Below are 18956 nucleotides of genomic sequence, written 5' to 3'. Positions count from 1 at the left end.
CGGATTCCTTTCTAGCTCTTGGCCCCGTTGGACGGGGCATCGAAGTTTGGCTTGATCTTGCAGCTCTTGACCTGGTCGAGGGGGATGCTCACGCGCTCGCCGTCAACCGTGAGGACAACGTTTCCGCCGTCCAGGCCCTCCAGGCGGCCGGTGAAGTGGCGACGACCCTCGGTTGCCGTGGTCCCAAGCGAGACGTCCTCGCCGGCGAAGCGCTCGAAGTCGTGCGGACGACGGAGCGGACGCGAGAGGCCGGGCGACGAGACCTCGAGCGTGAAGGACCCCTCGATGGGGTCGAGCTCGTCGATCGCGGCAGAGATCCACTCGGTCTCGGCGGCCACCTCGTCGAGCGAGATAGGCGCGGCCTCCTCGTCTGCGTGGTCGATGCGCACGCGGACGCACGGGTTCTTCTTCGAGCCCACGACCTCGACGTCGACGATGTCGATGCCATGCTCGGGCGCTGCTGCCTCGAGCGCGTCAAGGATGCGCTGGCGCGTGTCGTGCTCTGGCACTGCGGGCATGTTCCCTCCCTCACACATCACAGGTACATACAGAAAGGAAGCGGGGCGAGAAACTCCACCCCACTTCCTACGAATCACTACTGCATTGCAGGTTGAGTATAGGGACTTATCGGCAGGCGGTCAAGGAGCAGGTCGAACGGCATCACAAGGACGCCACGAGTGCGGCGGTCGGAGCGCACCGGCTGGGGGAACGCGCCACGCTTGGCCACCTCGATGGCGGCCGACATGCCGGCCGGGACTGCACGCGGCTCGTGGCGTTTGGCGGTGTAGCGGTGCACCTTGACGCCGGCTGCGCTCAGGGCAACGGCAACCGGCTCGCCCTCGTAGCCCTGCAGCGTCTTCCCGTCGTAGGTGAAGCTGACGAGGCGCCCCCTCTCGGTTGTCCCGAGGATCGGGTGCTCATCGAAGCGCGTTCCCATGCGATCACTTCCCCAAACTGTCTGCGGGTCTCGGCCCGCGCTCTCCGGGGCTCCCCTGCCCCACGCTCTGGGGGCCTTCTCTGCCCCACGCATACCGTTTTACGTGGGAGGATTCGCTGGGTCTTGTAAGAATCGGAACCAAACGAGCATGGTAACGGGGGTTTCGCACGCTCGAAACATGGAGGCACGCGGCTGTTAGCAATTGGGTGTGGGGGGCCGCGTTGGGTGCACTGGCGGCGGCTGCGATGAGCGCGCTGGCGGGCGTTAGGCCCGCTGGCGGGGGCCGCGATGAGCGCGCTGGCGGGGGCCGAAGCGTTTTGGGCCATCCTCGCGACATGCTCTGCCCAAAATTTGCGGTTGCCGGTCCTTTTTGGGCGAATCGCCGAGTACGAAGCCTCTAACCTTTTAGAGAGCCGCAGGTAGGGAAATGGCACCTGTGGGGTGATACTAGACGGAACCCCTATTTTTGACCGGCAACCGCAAATTTTGGGCACGGGATCCCGCGGGGAGGCCCGCATCCGTTCCAAACGCACGGTGCACCGCCACACATTCGCACCCGAACGTGTATCCCGCGCAGGTCGATACACAATCGAGCGCCGAATGTGTTGCAGCCCACAGCCGAGCGAGGCTTTTCTGCAGGGTTTATTTGCGCTTGCCCCAAGCCTTTCTCACAAGAAGGACGACGCCGAAGATAATCAGCGCAACCACGAGAATCGCAACAAGGAGCATGCCAAATAGTACCCAACCACTCAGTCCGTAAACCATCGAGGCCGCTCCCCTCTTGATGATCTCTCTGATCTATGTCTGTCTTGCCAAGAAAGTACTAAATGCAGGAAGTGGATGTCTGCAGCAAATTGCGAGTTGCCACATTTGCCACCCATCGACGGCGCAGCCATGTCCGCAAGCGCACTCCTAGACGGCAACGTCAATCAGGACATACGCCTTCCAATCGCCGTGCACGTTGTAACCAGAGGCGCTGCCTCCATCCCACGCTATGGCAGAGCGGCTCTCATCAGCGTCTTTCATCTCACCAATCTTGCCCACGCGAAGGACCGTACCCGGAACTTCCGAAGAAGTGCGAGGTAGAAACTCTGGGAAGTAGCCCGCAGACGCCAACGCGGAGGCGGCGGAATCCGCACGCATGCCCGTGACGTCCGGTACGTCGCCGAAATCGGACGTAATGGACCCATTAGGTGAGTCGAGGTAAGTGTACTGGGGACGAGAAATCAAGGAGGCGACTATAACAACGGACACAATGGCAGCACTGGCAAGAAGACATTTGAGGAAGAGACGCAGGTAAAACTGCCGCGAGCTTTGGCGGGTCTCAGACGCCGTCTTTGAGGTCCCATCGTGTGGGGCATCTTCCTGCACCAGCGCCTTCTGCCACTGGGCACATGAGGGAATTCTCAGGAACTCCGCCTTCGTAGACACGCCCAACTTCTGGTAGGCCCGCTGCCGGTAGCTGCCAACAGTCGACGCCCCAACGCCCATCAATGGGGCCGCCTCTGCGGCGGTGAGGCCCAACACGACCGTCCGGGCCGCATCCGCCTCGCGCTCGGAGAGTCCCGCATTCTGAAGCAAGTCCTCAAACGACGCGGGTCCTCGGGGGATGGAGGGATGGTCTGGCATGACAGCCCCGTTTCTCGCAGAGAATAGCTCTTTTTCTTAAACGGCAGTCGCATTTGCCCAGTTGCTTGAAATCGATTTTAAGAAAGGGAGCTATTCTCCGGAAGGGACAGAGGCGATACGGCACCGGAGACGTTATGCGGAGCCGGAATCGTTACAGCGCCGCACACGAGAAGGGCCCGTCGCGCGTGGCGGCGGGCCCCAAAGGTCAAACGCAGTTCGGACACTAAACCTAGTGCACGCGACAGGGAATGGGATGCGGCGGCGTCTTGGGCTTCTTGAGCCCGGCCGTCACCACAGCACCCTTGGGGCACGCGTCCAGGCACTTGCCGCAACGCACGCAGGCGCGCTGGTCGATCACGTGGACAAACCCCGCCTTGCCCTCGATGGCGTCCTCCTCGCACGCATCCAGGCACTCCCCGCAGCCAGTGCAGCGCGAGACCAGGATGTGGTACGTGACCAGCGCGCGGCACTTCCCCGCGGGGCACTGGTGGCGCGAGACGTGCGCCTCGAACTCGTCGCCAAAGAGGTCGAGCGCCTGAGCGGCAACGCTCGCCATGCGCTGGCCAACCTCGCAGAGCGCCTGCTCGGCCATCGTGGGCGCAAGGTCGCGGATGAGGTCGAGGTCAGCGTCCTGCCCCTTGCCGGCGCAGGCGTCGGCGAGAATCGCGCAGAGCTGGTGGCCGCCCTCGTTGCCAAAGACGCACCGACCACAGCACTCGCGGTGGAAGCCGTCGAGAATCTCGCGCATGGCGTCAACGGCGCAGTCGCCTGCACCAATCACCCGAGCCTCGTCGCAGGCAAGGGTCACGGCATCGCCAAAGTGCGCGGGCGCCACAAAGGCACACATGGGATAGCCCAGGTAGACGGCCTTGACGTCATCGGCAGAGACACCAGCGGCGCCGAGAAGCTCGGCGACCGTGGTCTGTGCGGCGCTCTCCACGCGGGCGTCACCCACGTAGACCACCTTGCGCTCGCCGCCACAGAGCCACGCCTCGCCGGACACAAGCGGGTCCGCGCCTGCGGTTGTTCCGCTCACGGCGGAGGGCAGGGGCTTCTCGCCCACAAGGACGCGCGCGGCGGCGGTGTCGTTGGCGTAGACAAAGCCAAAGGAGTCATCCGCCGTGACAAAGCTTCCCTCGGGAAGCGCGGCGGCAACGTCCGTGGCGGAGGCGGGCACGAGCAGGCGCACGTCCTCTGCCGCCACGCGCTGCGCGGCATCCGCCAGGTTCGAACGGAGCAGCTCGAGCGCAACCGGATGCGAGCGGTCGAGCGGCATGAAGTTGACGAGAGTCATCAGTTTGCGCTCCTTTGCGGGTACTCGTTCCACAGCTTCGGGCGCTCGAGGGTCAGGCGCAGGTCGCACTGGAGGCAGCGGGACGCCTCGCGCTCCGCCTCGGACTCGGCGAAGGGGCACTCGTACTGCTTGAAGTTGTCGCGGCGCTCGGATGCGGGGGCAATCTCGGGCTCCAGCGGCGCATCGTAGAAGTGCTCACCCGGACGGCCAATGTGCTGCTCGGGGGCGTCTACGTCGAGAAGGACCTCGGAGATGTCGCCGTTGCCGCCCAGGTAGCGGTCGATGGACTGCGCCGCCTCGCGGCCGCCCTCGATGGCGCCAATCACGGACTTGGTGCCCGTCACGGCGTCACCGGCGGCGAAGATGCCCTCCTCGCTCGTGCGGTGATCCGCGTCTGCCACCACGTACGGACCGTGCGTGAGCTCGAGGCCCATGTCGCGCGTGTCCTCGGGCTTCTGGCCAACAGCAAAAATCACGTAGTCGGCGGGAAGCGTGAGCTCACCGCCCTCGACGAGCTCGGTCACGGCGCGGTGGTTCTCGTCAAAGTAGAACTTGGCGATCTTGTTGATCGTGATGGAGCCAACCTTGCCCGAGCCCTCCGCAGACTCGTTGATGGACGTGAAGGCGTATGCGTCGTGCAGGACCACGCCCTCCTCGGACGCCTCCTCGCGCTCCTCGGGAGTGGAGGTCATGACGGCCTCGGCCTCGAGGCAGGCAACGTCCACGCTCGTGGCACCCAGGCGCACGGCGGTGCGGGCGCAGTCGTAGGCAACGTTTCCGCCGCCGAGAACCACCACACGGCCGTTGACCTCGATGGGGTTGCCCTTGCGGGCGGCCTTGAGGAAGTCGGTGTTGCGGATGACGCCGGAGAGGTCGTGCCCCTTCATGGGGAGCACGGTTCCGTCGAAGGTGCCAACCGTCACAAGCACCGCGTCATAGCTGCCGAGAAGCGACTTCACGTCGTGCAGCCGCTCGCCGCAGCGGAGCTCGATGCGGGGCTTCTCGTCTGTGCCCTGCGTCACCTCGAGGATGGTCGAGACCTCGTGGTCGAGAACCTCATCGGGCAGGCGGTAGGCGGGGATGCCGTAGCGAAGCTGGCCGCCGGGGCGTTCCTCGGCCTCGAAGACCGTGACCGCATGGCCCTTCTCTGCCAGGTAGTATGCCGCGGTGAGGCCAGCGGGGCCGGCGCCCACGATGGCCACGCGCTTGCCCGTAAGCGGCTCGTGGCGCACGCGGGACTTCCACTCGCCCGTGTCACGCACGGCGGCAGCGCGCTTGAGCCTGCAGATGGAGAGCGGACCCTCCAGGTGGTTGCGCTTGCACTCGCCCTGGCAGTTGTGCGTGCAGATGGAACCCAGGGTCTCGGGGAACGGCACCTTCTCGCGCACGACGGCCGTGGCCTTCTCCCACTCCCCCGCCTTCACGTGGCGCAGGTAGCGCGGGATGTCGATGTGCGCGGGGCAGCCGGAGCGGCACGGCACCACGTTGTCCTCGCGGCTGCGCTCGGGCTTGTTGAGGCCCAGGACGTCCACGATCGAGCCCGTGGGGCACACCTCAACGCAGGCCCCGCAGAAGCGGCAGCCCGCCTCCTCGAGTGAGACGCCCCCGTCGATGCCAATGCGCACGCCGTCCTCGGTGCGCTGATAGTCGAGAACCCCAACGCCGCGCAGCTCGCGGCAGGCACGCACACAGCGGCCGCAACGCACGCAGCGCGTGAACATGTGTGTGATGAGCGGGTTCGAGTCGTCCGTGGGAACGGTGCGGGCGCGGCAGCGCCAGCGCGCCGGCGAGACTCCCAGATACTGGTACATGGACTGCAGCTCGCAGACGCCGTACTTGGGGCAGCCGGTGCAGTCCGAGGGGTGGGTGGCGAGAATGAGCTCCATAGCCATCCTGCGCACGTGGTCGGCGGTGGCGGCGTGGGAGTCAACAACCATGCCCTCCTCAACCTGGGTCTTGCAGGCGGGGACGGCGTGGCCGGAGCCGTTCACCTCGACCGCGCAGAGCCTGCAGCCACCCACGGCCTCAAGGTCGGGGTGCTTGCAGAGGTGCGGGATGAAGATTCCCGCATCGAGCGCAGCGTCGAGCACCGACGTGCCCTCTGCGGCCTCGACCTCGCTTCCGTCAATGGTCAGCTTCATCATGTCCCTCTCCAATGGCAATGATGGTCTCTCAAGACGGCGCGCCCCGCCGCAGACGCAGCGGGGCGCAACCAGTCACGAGCTAGTAGGTGCTAGTCCCACTCGTCGTCCGACGCGGACTCCATCGAGAGGGCAGCGGCGTTCTCGCCGGCGATGCGGCCAGAGTTGAGGCAGAAGCCCATCGTGTTGCCGGGGATGGAGTAGTTGTAGGAGTCACCGTAGATGGTGCAGGCGTCGGTGCCCACGCAGTACAGGCCAGGGATCTTCTTGTACTCGTCGGTCATGACCTCCATGCGCTGGTTGATGAGGACGCCACCCAGCGTACCGTAGGCGCCAACGTACTGGCGGCAGGCGTAGAACGGGCCGTTCTCAAGCGGCATCATGAACTCGCGCTCCTTCTCGAAGAGCGAATCCCAGCCCTCGGCGCACATGGCGTTGTACTCCTCGACGTTCTTGACGAGGCCCTCGGGGTCGATGCCGATCTTCTCGGCAAGCTCCTCGAGCGTGTCGGCCTTGGCGATCACGTGGTTGCCGTCGCCGTCGAGGTAGGTGTCCTCGTCGCGGGCAAACTGCTCCTCGAAGCCCTGGTAGAGGTCCTTGGGGTGGACGTGGGAGACGATGTCCGGGCCGTCCTTCTTCCAGTGCTTGAGCATCTTGGAGTCAAAGATCGAGAAGCCGACCTTGCCGGGCAGGTGGTTGATCGCGTTGCCCACGAAGGTGGTGTTGAAGATGTCGTCCTCGGGCATGAAGCGCTCGCCGTTGCGGTCGCACCAGTAGCAGGGCTGGCGGAAGCCGCCCTCCACGTAGAAGTGGTTCATGTTGTCGGGAAGCTGGTACATCATCTCCATGGTCACAGGGGTGTGGCCGGCGCCCACCTTGTGGCACATGTTGAAGCCGTCGCCATCCATGCCGGGCACGGCAAAGGAGTAGAGGTTCTTGCCCCAGTCGAAGCCGATGAGGTCCTTGATCATCTTGGAGTTGGCGCCAAAGCCGCCGGTGGCGACGATGACCGCCTTGGAGGTGATGTCGACTTCCTCGCCGTTCTTGTCGACGGCCTTCACGCCCACGACAGCGCCCTCGTCGTTGGTGATGAGCTCCTTGCCGGGGGTCTCGAACATGAACTCGACGCCCAGTGCCTGGGCACGCTCGGTCATGCGCTTGGTCATCGTGGTCGCGGCGCGAGGGCCGGGCTCGGAGCCGTCCTCGGGCTGGACGACGTGCCAGGTGTACTCGCCGTCGGCGTAAGCGCGGGTGCGCTCGCGGGCGCGGAACGCGGGGCGCACGGAGTTGAACTTGACGCCCATGTCCATGAGCCACTGGATGGTGTCGCCGCTCTTGAAGTAGTACGCGCGCACAAGGCGGGGGTCAACCTGGTAGTGGGTATAGAACATGTGGCGACGGAACAGCTCGCCAGGGGTGACCTCGATCATCGAGGCCTTCTGCACCGGGGAGCCGGCCGCGCAGGGGCCCATGCCCATGTTGGCGGCGCCGCCGGTGTTGGACGCCTTTTCCAGAGCGATGACGCTTGCGCCGTTCTCCGCGGCAGAAATCGCCGCAGCGAGTCCGGAGAGACCCGCCGCAACGACGACAACGTCGGTTTCAAGCTGCTTGGCCATGTCATACCTCCATGTTTGGGACAACAAGACGCTTTGTGTAACGTAGACACTTAGTAATGTCGCAGCACCGGGCCGTACGGGCTATGTGCGGCCGTACAAAAGAACGGCATCGCGCCCGGCACAAAACTGTGCGCGACGCGCGATGCCGTGGGAGAGTCGCCGTGTGCGGGCCCGCTAGTCCCTCGGGGGCATCGTGGGCTGGATGAAGGCCTTGTACTTAGCGACGCGCTGCTTGTACTCGTCACCCTTCTGAAGCTGCGCGAGCTCGCCCTCCATGCGGCCAATGTCCTCGCCGTGGATCTGCTTGCCCTCGGCGGTGTCGTGCGCCCGGAAGAGGCCGCGCTCGTCGTAGCACTCGTCGTGGCGGTACTCCACCTGGATCTTGCCGTCGACAACGCTCACGTGGCCCTCAAGGCCGCAGACGGAGCAGATGGCCTTGTCCGTGCCGGGGACCAGGTAGAAGTCGTTGGCGTGGCAATGCGGGCAGACGCCCTCAGCACCCTGGTAGGTGGCATGCTCGGGGTCCTTGGCCGCACGGGCGAGGTTCACGCCAATCTGATGGGCACGGGCAACGACCTTGTCGTCGAGAAGGGCGCGCTTGGACCAGGGCACCCACTCGTTGTCGATGACCTTCCAGGTGGGGGTCATCGACTGGATGGCGTGGTCGGACTGGACGTGCGTACCCCAGTCGGAGCCGCCAATGCCAATGTAGGATACCGGCTTGCCCGGGCAGATGATGCGCGGGTCGGGGGCCTTGGACTTGCCGCCCTCAGCCGCAATCTTCTCGGCAATCTGGGTAGCGATCACGTTGTTGCCGGTATCCATGCGCGGCCCAAAGCGGTCCATGATGGTGTGGAAGAGGCCCGAGGCGCCCGTCTCGAAGATGGGGTCGCACATGATGATGCCGTCTGCCTCGGCCATCTTGAAGAACAGCCAGTCGAAGTCGTCCTTGTGGATGCACATGTTGCCCTGGCCGCTCATGAGCATCTTCACGCAGGTGATGCAGCCCGTGCAGTGCTTGATGTTGAGGTCCATCGCGCGGATGAACTCGACCTCGCAGCCCTCTTCGACGGCACCCATCAGCGCTTCCTTGCAGATGCTGTCGTTGTTGCCGTTCTTGGTTCCAAACGAGACGCCCAAAACCTTTGCCATGGGACACCAACCTTCCCTCTCGCAGCGTTTCCGCCACGCCCCCGCGCGACGGCCTTTCCTGATGGCAGAAGCCTATCGCCGGGAATGCTGTGCAATTGCATAGAAGATTGGCCGAGAAAGTCCCTCAGCTTGTCTCGGGAAGGGCACCGGCGTCCACTGTGTCCTCGCCGAGCGCCTCCAGGACGCGTGCCGTGAACGAGAGCGCCAGGCGGTCGTCGCCGTCCTTGAGGTCGAGCTTGAAGAGCTCACCAATCTTGTTCACACGGTAGAAGTAGGTGTTCCTGTGCACGCTCAGGGCCTCCGCCGCCTCGGCGGGGCTTCCCGGGAAGCGCACCGACATCACGGCGGTCTCCAGATACGAGCTCCCGTGCTCGCGGTCGTAGCGAGCCATGGCAACCACGCGCTTGTCGAGGAGCATGTCGGAGTAGCCCAGCCCCTTGAACACAGAAGCAACCACCTGGAAGCGGTGCTCCCAGAAGAAGACCACGCGCTGGTTGGAGTCCCTCTCGAGGGCGTCAGCCTCGTCAAGCAGGATGCACTGCTTGAGGCGGGGACGCAGCTGCATGGCGTCGGAGAAGGGCTCGCTCACAAAAGCCCTCATGTCGTTGTGCTCAAGAGCGCCCATGAAGTGCCTATCACGGAGGATTCGCCGCTCGCAGGACTCGTAGCCGTCAAAGGAGCCGTCAGCTGCTCCGCCAAGCGAGACAAGCACGATGACCGCAGACCCAAAGATGGTCCAGACGCTGCCAGAGAGGGCGTCACCCACGAGCTGCCCCACCCGGGCGTAGTAGTCGTGGCCTGCACCGGGCTGCCCCACCACCCGGAGCAGCACGTAGTTGCAGTCGAGCGGGACGTCGGCTATGCGGAGGTGCTCCCGCACGGCGTCCCTGTCCTCGAACTTGCCCGCCAGGATGTCCGCGAGGACGGAAGAGCCCATGTCCACGCGCTTCCCGGCAACGCCCAGCCGGTCAATCATGAGGCCCGCAAGCGAGGTGGCGTAGTCGATGAGCTCGAGGTCTATGCCCGTGACCTCGTGCGTCACCTCGAATGCGTCGAAGCGTCCCATCTCCAGGCGGTGGTGATAGATGATCGAGGTCACGCAGCGCAGGTTGTCGGCCACGTTCGTGGTGATGACCGAGTGGCGAGAGCCCCTCACGGAGCTCAGGATGCCGGACTCCGCCAGGTGGTCCTCGACCGCCTGCGAGACGTAGCCGCTCTCGACGGTCGCCGCAATGTCCGGGCGGTCGCTGGGTATCTCGCCTGCCGTCGCCAACACCTTGTGGTCGGTGTTCGTAATCACCACGGGATTGCCAATGACCTCGGAGGCACGGCGGGCAAACTGCCGCAGATCGTAGGAGTCCAGGTAACAGCGGAAGAGGGTCTCCCTCCTCACGGCAAGCTCGCCGCTCTTGAGCACCAGGCGCATGAACGCCTCCTGGAAGTCGCTCGGGGAGATCTCGCCGGTGACAAACACCACGTTGCGCGGCGGCTTGTGGTACTCCTCCCCAAGCTCTCCCTGGACGTAGACAAGCATGATGCCATCGCCGTTCTGGGACGCACCGTCACGAAGGTAGTCTGCCATGGGGCCCAGGCAGATGACGCCCTTCGACCCCACGTTCCACTCGGGAGAGACGATAAGGTCCCACTCGAGCAGCTCGTCGTCGTGGATGTAAGAAGCCGTTATGGGCAACTCGTTCAGGACGGTCCGAAGCCTCATATGTCCCCTTTAAATAGCGCTGTGCTCGTGCACAAACATAGTAACTTCTCCGACCGAGTAATTTGGTGCGCGTTCCATGGGAGGCAGAGGGGGTCCGCCGTACGCTAACTGGTGGACTTTTGCCGAGAAGGACCGGAGGGCACCCCATGTGCGAATGGAACATCAGGACGCTCGTGAACGACATCGTCCTCGCTCTTGTCATCAACACGAGTGCGACGCTGCTCGCGGGCGCGCCCATGGAGTGGGGAACGTGGTACCCCTACACCTGCGTCGCCTTCACGACCAACGTCGTGGCGCAGCTTCTCATCCCAACGGTGAGCATCTCGCAGTCGCTCACGAAGGGGCTTGAGGGCAAGGCGATCAGGCCGTACCTGGCCATCTTCATCGAGAACCTGATCTTCGTCACCATCATCTCCCTTACCGAGGCGGTAACGCAGGTTGGGCCCGCGCAGATGATCGCCACGTGGCTCCAGACCTACTTCCAGCTCGTTCTTATCGGCTACGTGACGTCGATCATCCTCTTCAAGATCCCGTCCAAGCACTAGGGGCAACGCCGGCGAAGCCGGAAGCATAGCCCACACACTCACGTACAAGGCCAAGGGAAAGGCAGAGAAGACCATGGCACTTATTGACGAGCTCATCGAGAAGGCGCGCAAGACCCCGAAGGCGGTGGCGCTGCCCGAGTGCGACAACGAGGACACGCTGCTCGCGGCAAGGCGCGTGGCAGACGACGGCATTGGGACCCCGGTCCTGGTGAGCCCCGCCGACGTCATCGCACAGACCGCGGAGCGCGCGGGCGTCTCCACCGAGGGCATGCGCATCATCGACACTTCAGACGCCGAGGCCGCGGACGCCCTTGCCGAGCGCTACATGAACGCCGGGCGCGAGCGCCTCTTCTCCGCGAAGGCTGCTCGCCGCAAGCTCAAGAACCCGCTGAACTACGCCATGATGCTCGAGGAGCTCGGCGACGTGGACTGCACGTTCTGCGGCCACACCAACACCACCGGCGACGTGCTCATGGCTGCCCAGATGATCATCGGCCTCGCCGACGGCGTGGACGTGCCCTCCATCCTGGCGCTTGTCCAGACCCCGGGCTTCGATGGCCCCGAGGGTGACGTCATTGCTCTCACCGACTGCGGCCTCAACCCCGAGCCCTCCGCCGAGGAGCTGGCCTCCATAGCCATCGCCGCGTGCGACAACGTCTCGGCCCTCATGGACTGGGAGCCCCGCTGCGCCTTCATCAGCTACTCGACCGACGGCTCCGGCGAAAGCGCAAGCGTGGAGCGCATCCGCGAGGCCATCTCCATCGCCCGCGACCGCAGGCCCGACCTCGCGCTTGACGGCGAGTTCCAGCTCGACGCCGCCATCATCCCCGCCGTGGCCGCAAAGAAGGTCAAGCGCGAGAGCGCCGTGGCGGGCAAGGCAAACGTGCTCGTCTTCCCCGACCTCAACTGCGCGAACAGCGCCGTGAAGCTCATCCAGATCTTCGCGCACGGCAAGGGCTACGGCCACAACCTCTCGGGCTTCAAGCGCCCCGTGGCAGACAGCTCGCGCGGCTCCTCGGTCGAGGAGATGGTTGGCGACATCGCCATGCTCGTCCTCTCCGCTCGATAACACGCCCGCCTCGCCCGCGCGCCCACCGCGCGGGCGCAATAATTCAAAGGAGCACTTCATGACCTATCGCATCCTCACGCTTTCCCCCGGCTCCACCTCCACCAAGGTGGCCGTCTTCGAGGGCGAGAAGACCCTCATGCGGGAGAACGTCCGCCACGACCCCGCCGTGCTTGCAGGCTTCGACCGTGCGGCCGACCAGCTGGAGTTCCGCACGAAGACCGTGCTCGACGCGCTCGACGCCGCGGGCATCGCGCTTGAGAGCATCGACGCCTTCTCGGGCTACTGCGGCGGCATGGGCCCCACCAAGGGCGGCATCTTCCGCATTGACGAGAAGGTCTGCGAGCACGTGCTCAACTGCGGCATGAACCACCCCGCCATTCTCGGCGCACCCATCCTCTTTGACCTGGCTGGCCGCTGCGGCAAGCCCGCCTTCGCGGTCAACCAGCCTGACACCGACGAGCTCGAGGACGTGGCCCGCATCACCGGCTACCCCGGCGTCTACCGCAAGAGCCACGTGCACTGCCTCAACCAGAAGGAGTGCGCCATCCGCTGCGCGGCGTCTCTCGGCAAGAGCTACGACGAGGTCAACGTAATCGTGGCGCACGTGGGAGGCGGCCTTTCGGTGGCGGCGCACGAGCACGGCCGCATGGTCGACACAAACGACGTGCTCGAGGGCTCGGGACCGTTTGCCCCCAACCGCTCCGGCGACGTGCCCGCCAAGCCCATTGCCGCCCTTGCCTTCTCGGGCGAGCACGACAAGAAAGAGGTCATGGGTGTCATTGGCAAGACCGGCGGACTCAAGGGCCTTCTCGGCACCGATGACGCGCAGGAGATAGACGCGCGCATTGACGCGGGCGACGAGTGGGCGCGCATTGTCTTCGAGGCCATGGCCTACCAGACCGCCAAGCAGATCGGCGCCTTTGCGGCCGCCCTCGAGGGCAAGGTCGACGGTGTCGTGCTCACCGGCGGCGTGTCCCACGACCAGCGCTTTGTTGACTACGTCACGGCTCGCGTGAGCTGGATTGCCCCGGTCTACGTGTACGCGGGCGACTTCGAGATGGAGGGCGCCGCTGCCGGCGCCGTGCGCGCGCTCGAGGGTACTGAGGAGGTCATGACCTACACGGGCGTGCCCTCCTGGGACGGCTTCAAGATGGACGGCGCCTTCGCCGACGTGGAGGCCTAGCGCATGGCGAGCAGCAACGCAACAAAGCAGGGCGGCTTCCACTACGCGTACCTCATCGTCCTCTCGTGCATCGTGATGACGTGCCTCCCCTGCGCGCTGGTCCTCTCGTGCGCAGGAATCTTCTTCACGCCGGTGTCCGAGTTCTTTGGCGTGCCCAAGGCCTCGTTCACGCTGTACTTCTCGGTGCTCAACCTGGCCATGATGGCCACGCTTCCCATTGCCGGCAAGCTCCTTGCGGCGCGGGATGCGCGGGCAGTGCTCTCCGTTGCCACGGCGCTTTGCGGCCTGGGCATGTTTGGCATGGCGTCCTGCCAGGAGGTCTGGCAGTTCTACCTTGTTGGCATCGTGCTGGGCGTGGGCGTAGCACCCCTCATCTACCTGGCAGTTCCCACCCTCATCAACGCCTGGTGCGTCAAGCGCGTGGGCTTCTTCGTGGGTCTGTGCATGGCCTTCACGGGCATTGGCGGCGTGATCTTCAACCCCATCGGCACTTCGATCATCCAGTCCGGCGCCGAGGGATGGCGCACGGCCTATCTGGTGTTTGGCATCATCATCCTGGTGGGGACGCTCCCGTTCACGCTGTTTGTGGTGCGGAGCAAGCCCGCCGACAAGGGGCTTCTCCCCTATGGCGCGGACGAGGAGGACGCCGAGGGCGAGAGCAACGGTGCGGCCGCACCCGCCAAGGGCGTCTCCGCGGCAGACGCCATGCACACCCCCGCGTTCTGGGCCATCGTGGCCTTCTGCGGGCTGATCACGCTCAACCAGACCGTCTACCAGTTCCTCTCGAGCTACGCTCTGTCGTTCTCCAATTCACTGCCGCAGATTGCAGCGGCGTCGGGCGTGGTTGCCTCTGCGGCCATGGGCGGGCAGGCCATTGGCAAGGTGTTTCTCGGCTCCGTGAGCGACCGCTCCGTGCGCCTTGGTGCCATCTGCGGCATTGCGGTTGGCGCGGTGGGCGTCCTTCTCATGTGGGGCATGCCCTCGGTGCTTGCGCTGCTGCTTGTGGGCGCGTTCTGCTTTGGCGTTGTCTACGCCATGACCACGGTCGAGACGCCACTCCTGGTGAGAAGCGTCTTTGGTTCCGCCGACTACGCCAACATCTACTCGCGCGTCTCCATGGTGGGCTCGCTCATGAGCGCCGTGGCCGCGGTGTTCTGGAGCCTGGTAATCGATTCCGCAGGCGGGTATGGCCTCATGTTCGCCCTGTCACTGGTGTGCATGGCGGCGTGCCTGGCGCTTGCGCTCTTCGCGCTTGCGCATGCGCCCCGCGAGCAGAGCCAGGCTTCGGCTGACAAGCGATAAGGTGCTTTTCGGCGGAGTCGCCGGTGACGCTGCTGATGACTCCGCCGCGGCTCAGCCGGCGACTCCGCCACGGCCAAGCTAGCGACTTCGCGGAGCGCTACACATTCGGCATTCGAATGTGTATCAACCAGCACGCGCTACACATTCGGACACGAATGTGTAGCGCATTTCTCGTGGACCGACGCTCCAGACCCCACAACACGAGCCCTCCGGCGTCATGCAGATGCCGGAGGGCCTTTCTTATACGTAAGAGCTACGGCAACTGGCCTTCCGGCGCCACATTGATGCCGAAATGAGGCTGAGAGAGGGTCGCGAGAAGGCAGCGAGAAAGTTGTCGCCCCTCCTCGCAACTGAATGTGTACAATTTGGCATTCAGTCTTCTGAAATTCCCAGTTGGATTTTCTCGTCTGCTGCCAAATTGTACACATTACCTGCCGGAGAACAGCAAGCGTGAGGGCTGCACTTACTCGTTGCGACCGCGAGAACAGCCCTACTCATCACAAGAGCCATGACGCCTACGACGCTTGTGCTCGCGCGGCACGTACGGCCCAATAACAGCACGGAAGTCCGGGGAATCGGCGTCATCCGTCGGCGTGTCGGGCGAGATGTACAGCGACCCCTTGAGGCCGTCGATGTAGGTGTACATCCACGAGAGGCCGCGCGCACCGCTCAGCGCGTAGTCGGCCGCGGCGAGAAAGCCGTCCAAGTCGCTCTTGCGGAACTCGTGGGAGTAGTGGCCAATCCGGAACGTGTCGAACGGCAGCCCCTGCATCTTCTCGAGCGTCTGGCGCCAGGTGGCAATGGGTAGGCTCTCGGGAAAGAAGAGGCACATACAGGGCGTCACGGCATCGCCGGAGAGAAGCAGCCTGCGCTCGCGCACCAGGTAGCCCATCGAGTGATCGGTATGCCCGGGGAGAAAAACGCCCTCGATGGTAACGCCGCCCAGGTCAAGCACGTCGCCCTCCTCGAAGTACGTGAAGCTTGGCCGCGTACCCTCGCGCATGGCCGAGAATGCACCCTCGGGCGCGCGCCCCTGCTCCACGTAGATGCGCACGGCGTTGGCGTTGTGCTCCTCGCCCAAGGCGATGTCCACGTCCTCCTCGCAGGGAATGCGCACGTCATCGAAGAGGTACGAACCCGCAATGTGGTCGTGATGGCGATGCGTGAGAAGCACGGTCACGGGAAGGCCGCCGCTAAGCTCGTGCACCACGGGACGCAGGTCGCCCACACCCACGCACGAGTCGACAAGCGCCACGCGATCGCGCCCCCTTACCAGGTAGCAGCGACAGCCAACGCAGTCCGCTATCTCCCACAGGCCGTCGCCCAGGTCTGTCACCGTGAAGATCTTGTCCATGCGAGAAGTACCTCCCAAAATGCCAAAGTGGCGCCCAGGCCGCTTGGCCCGGGCGCCGTCACGTCTATGTGCATGCCAAAACAGGCGAGTAAACCCTAGTGCATCTGCGGCATTGCCGGAGCAGGGTCGTTGCACACCTTGCGGGCGAAGTCCTCGATGGGGCCCTGCAGGAAGAACGTCACAACGTAGCAGGCAACCCACACCGGGATGATGTTCTGCAGGAACCCAAAGATTGATGCAATGAAAGGTGCCCCACCCAGTACGCAAGCATCGAGAGCGCCTACCAGATAGCACAGGATAAGGGCGTAGACCGTGTTGATGGGCATGTTGACGAGCGCACCAAACTTGGCGCCCTCAGAAGGATTGGAGCGCTTCATAGCCCAGCGGACGGACTTCTCGGGAAGGGATGGGACCATGCCGATGATGGTGGCGACGCACCACGCAAACACGAAGTTGATCCAGAACATAGGCCAGATCCAACCCTCACCCGGCGCCGGGGTCGCAGTATGGAAGACGTAAATTGCAAGCCACTCACACAGTGTGCAGAGCACGAGCGCTGTGCAAATATCCAGAATTGCGGCCTTCACGAACCTCGTAGAAGTCTTCATCGGCATGAGTGATTCCTTCCCTAGACGCTGGGCATATGCCCAAAGGTACAAAATGCGGCGCACGGGGCATTCCCGCACGCCGCCCGATGACTTCATCCTATGCGGACGTATCGGCTCATCCTATGGCTCTTAGCACAAGCTTTTGCCTATATGTGACATCTTTATGTGCTATCGCACGAACCGAGAAATTCACGCCGGTGCCTGCCCTAGTCCTGCTCGTCAAAGCAGGCAAAGCCTGAGAAGACCGGCACTCCGGTGTAGCGCTTGACTTCCTCCTCACCAGAGAGCGCACGTACAGCACCTGCTGCCATGGCCTCCAGCTCGAACTCCCCCGGGTACGCCGTGACGGGGGCAATCCAGCCGCAAGCGTCGCGGATGTACGCAACGAGACCCTGGTTGTGCACCATACCGCCGCCAAGGAGGATGCCGTCCACGTTGCCGTGGAGCACCGTGGCCATGGACCCGATGTACTTCACGAGCTGGTACTCCATGGCGCTCCACGCACGCGATGCCGCCTCGTCGCCCGCCTCCGCGCGACGGCACACCTCAAGCGCGTCCGACGTGCCGAGAAGGTCGGCAAAGCCACCGCTGCGCTGGCAGAGCCTGCGCGTCTCGGCCGAGTCGTGATCCTTGAGGTAGTCGAGCACCTCCACCACGGGTACCGCGCCCGCGCGCGTGGGGGTCATGGGGCCCTCGCCGCCCACGATGTCGTAGCCGTCGATCATGCGGCCGTGCTGGTGCGCGGAGATGGAGATTCCCCCGCCAATGTGACACACGATAAGGTCGCAGTCCTCGTAGCGGCGCCCCATCGCCTTGGCGTGGCGGATGGCCGTCTCCTTGAGGTTGAGCGCATGCAGGTGGACGTTGCGGTAGACGCCCCGGATGCCCGTCATGCGCGCGTCGTCGCAAAGCTCGTCGGTGTCCGGCGGGTTCACCACAAAGGCGGGCTTACCGCAGCTGGCCGCAAGCTCGTGGGCAAGCTGGCTTCCCAGCTGTGCCGGGTGCTGCACGCCGTTTGCCCCGCGGCGGGCGTCGTTGAGCAGCGTCTCGTCCACCGAGTACACGCCGCCTTCCAGCGAGAGGAGCCCGCCTCCGCGGCCCACAAAGGCGTCGATGGTCGAGAGGTCAACGCCGTTCTCGTCCAAGATCCCCATAATCATGTCGCGGCGATAGGGCAGCTGGGAGGAGACGTCGCCAATCTGGGCCAGGCGCTGGGCGTCATGGGAGACGTTCTTCGAGAAGACGCATGTCTCGCCCTCGAAGAGACCCACCTTGGTGGAGGTGGAGCCGGGGTTGATGACCAGGATGCGGTAGTTCTTCTCGGTCATGGCTACTCCCCCTTGAGGCACTGCGCGCGCACGCAGGACATCACGACGTTGCCCACGATCTCGGACACGGGGGCGCTTCTCGAGCAGTCGCAGACGATCTTCTTGAAGCCCTGGAGCATGGGACCGTACGCGTTGGCGTGGCCAAACATCTGCACGAGCTTCACACCCACGTTGCCCACGTTGAGGTCGGGCCAGATGATGACGTTGGCCTTGCCAGCAACGGCGCTCTCGCGGTGCACCTTGTGGGCCGCCACCTCCGGGCGCAGCGCGGCGTCAAGCTGGAACTCGCCGTCGATCTTGAGGTCCGGGCGACGCTCGTTGGCAATGTCGCGCGCGTCGCGCACCTTCTGGACCATCTCGCCCGCGCCGGAGCCGTCGGTCGAGAACGAGAGCAGCGCGCAGCGGGCCTCGCTGCCGGTAAGGGCGTTCCACGTGTCGCAGGCGGAGATGGCGATGGAGGCCTCCTGCTCGGGTGTTGGGTTCTGGCAGACGGCGGAGTCGCCAAAGCCCAGGAGCTGCCCCGCGGAGCCCTCGTAGCCGGGGATGTCGAAGATGCCCATTGACGAGATGGTGTCGATGCCGTCTGCCAGGCCGATGATCTCCTGGCCGCCCAGGATAACGTCACCCGTGGGGCAGTCGATGCCGCCAAAGGTGATGTCGACGTCGCCAAGCGCCTGCATCATGAGGGCGCGCTCCATGGGGCGCACCACGCGCCGGCGCACGCCCTTGGCCTTCCAGCGGCAGCTGGGAAGGACCTCGAAGCGCTGGGCCAGGGCCTCGTTTGCCTCCTCGTCGGCAAGGTCGACAAGCTCCACACCCTCAAGGCTCACGCCCTGCTCAGCGGCGTTCCTCTCGATTGCCTCGACGTTGCCGACAACCACGCACGATGCCAGCCCCTGGGCGGTGAGCTCGGCCACGGCCTTGATCATGGTGGGGTTCTCGCCCTCGAAGAAGGCGACGCGCTGGACGTCTGCCTTAGCACGTTCGCGCATGTCATCCATCAGGTTCATGTGTCTCTCCAAAGGTAAAAGAAAGGGCGGCCCCAGAAGGAGCCGCCCCGGGGTTTGCTTGGTCGTGCACG

General features: G+C 64.5%; 16 protein-coding genes. 4 read left to right on the top strand and 12 right to left on the bottom strand.

The window, feature by feature from the left end:
* Window positions 1-11: 11 nt before the first annotated feature.
* The 8 genes from rimP to BT122_RS09185 form a co-directional block, all read right to left on the bottom strand.
* Window positions 12-518 (bottom strand): ribosome maturation factor RimP, encoded by a 507-nt coding sequence (gene rimP / locus BT122_RS09220; RefSeq protein ID WP_072355634.1) that lies wholly within the window; start codon window positions 516-518, stop codon window positions 12-14.
* 77 nt (window positions 519-595) lie between these two features.
* Entirely contained in the window at window positions 596-937 is a 342-nt protein-coding gene (locus BT122_RS09215) for a 2Fe-2S iron-sulfur cluster-binding protein (protein WP_072355633.1), read from the bottom strand.
* A gap of 912 nt (window positions 938-1849) precedes the next feature.
* Window positions 1850-2566, bottom strand: a complete 717-nt coding sequence (locus tag BT122_RS09210; RefSeq protein ID WP_072355632.1) for a helix-turn-helix transcriptional regulator — start codon at window positions 2564-2566, stop codon at window positions 1850-1852.
* A 229-nt stretch (window positions 2567-2795) separates the two neighbouring features.
* Window positions 2796-3860, bottom strand: coding sequence for an NADH-ubiquinone oxidoreductase-F iron-sulfur binding region domain-containing protein (locus tag BT122_RS10750; protein ID WP_083432428.1), 1065 nt, complete (start codon window positions 3858-3860; stop codon window positions 2796-2798).
* Entirely contained in the window at window positions 3860-6004 is a 2145-nt protein-coding gene (locus tag BT122_RS09200) for an FAD-dependent oxidoreductase (RefSeq protein WP_286130355.1), read from the bottom strand. Before BT122_RS09200 ends, BT122_RS10750 begins: the two co-directional genes overlap by 1 nt.
* An 89-nt stretch (window positions 6005-6093) precedes the next feature.
* Window positions 6094-7617 carry an FAD-dependent oxidoreductase gene (locus BT122_RS09195; protein WP_072355631.1) on the bottom strand — a complete coding sequence of 508 codons (1524 nt, stop codon included), beginning with the start codon at window positions 7615-7617 and terminating at the stop codon, window positions 6094-6096.
* Window positions 7618-7791: 174 nt separating this feature from the next.
* Entirely contained in the window at window positions 7792-8769 is a 978-nt protein-coding gene (locus BT122_RS09190; protein ID WP_072355630.1) for a flavodoxin family protein, read from the bottom strand.
* A 124-nt stretch (window positions 8770-8893) separates the two neighbouring features.
* Window positions 8894-10486, bottom strand: a complete 1593-nt coding sequence (locus BT122_RS09185; protein WP_072355629.1) for a PucR family transcriptional regulator — start codon at window positions 10484-10486, stop codon at window positions 8894-8896.
* Window positions 10487-10632: 146 nt separating this feature from the next.
* On the opposite strand from BT122_RS09185, the gene BT122_RS09180 reads away from it, so the two are divergent.
* From BT122_RS09180 to BT122_RS09165, 4 genes are all read left to right on the top strand, one after another.
* Window positions 10633-11031 (top strand): hypothetical protein, encoded by a 399-nt coding sequence (locus BT122_RS09180; RefSeq protein WP_072355628.1) that lies wholly within the window; start codon window positions 10633-10635, stop codon window positions 11029-11031.
* A gap of 73 nt (window positions 11032-11104) precedes the next feature.
* Window positions 11105-12100: a phosphate acyltransferase gene (locus BT122_RS09175; RefSeq protein WP_072355627.1), complete on the top strand. Its 996-nt coding sequence runs from the start codon at window positions 11105-11107 to the stop codon at window positions 12098-12100.
* Between the two features lie 58 nt (window positions 12101-12158).
* Window positions 12159-13283 carry a butyrate kinase gene (gene buk / locus BT122_RS09170; RefSeq protein WP_072355626.1) on the top strand — a complete coding sequence of 375 codons (1125 nt, stop codon included), beginning with the start codon at window positions 12159-12161 and terminating at the stop codon, window positions 13281-13283.
* 3 nt (window positions 13284-13286) lie between these two features.
* On the top strand, window positions 13287-14585 hold the full coding sequence (locus tag BT122_RS09165) for an MFS transporter (protein ID WP_072355625.1): 1299 nt from the start codon (window positions 13287-13289) through the stop codon (window positions 14583-14585).
* A gap of 490 nt (window positions 14586-15075) precedes the next feature.
* Here the strand turns inward: BT122_RS09165 and BT122_RS09160 are convergent, their stop codons facing one another.
* From BT122_RS09160 to BT122_RS09145, 4 genes are all read right to left on the bottom strand, one after another.
* Entirely contained in the window at window positions 15076-15939 is an 864-nt protein-coding gene (locus tag BT122_RS09160) for an MBL fold metallo-hydrolase (protein WP_072355624.1), read from the bottom strand.
* 95 nt (window positions 15940-16034) lie between these two features.
* Entirely contained in the window at window positions 16035-16406 is a 372-nt protein-coding gene (locus BT122_RS09155) for a hypothetical protein (protein WP_143190031.1), read from the bottom strand.
* A gap of 347 nt (window positions 16407-16753) precedes the next feature.
* On the bottom strand, window positions 16754-17875 hold the full coding sequence (buk, locus tag BT122_RS09150; protein WP_072355622.1) for a butyrate kinase: 1122 nt from the start codon (window positions 17873-17875) through the stop codon (window positions 16754-16756).
* 2 nt (window positions 17876-17877) lie between these two features.
* Window positions 17878-18885, bottom strand: a complete 1008-nt coding sequence (locus BT122_RS09145) for a phosphate acyltransferase (protein WP_072355621.1) — start codon at window positions 18883-18885, stop codon at window positions 17878-17880.
* Window positions 18886-18956: the final 71 nt, after the last annotated feature.

The sequence above is a fragment of the Olsenella sp. kh2p3 genome, from assembly GCA_900119625.1.
In the GTDB taxonomy this organism is placed as follows: domain Bacteria; phylum Actinomycetota; class Coriobacteriia; order Coriobacteriales; family Atopobiaceae; genus Tractidigestivibacter.
This window is presented reverse-complemented; position numbering and strand designations above follow the sequence as displayed.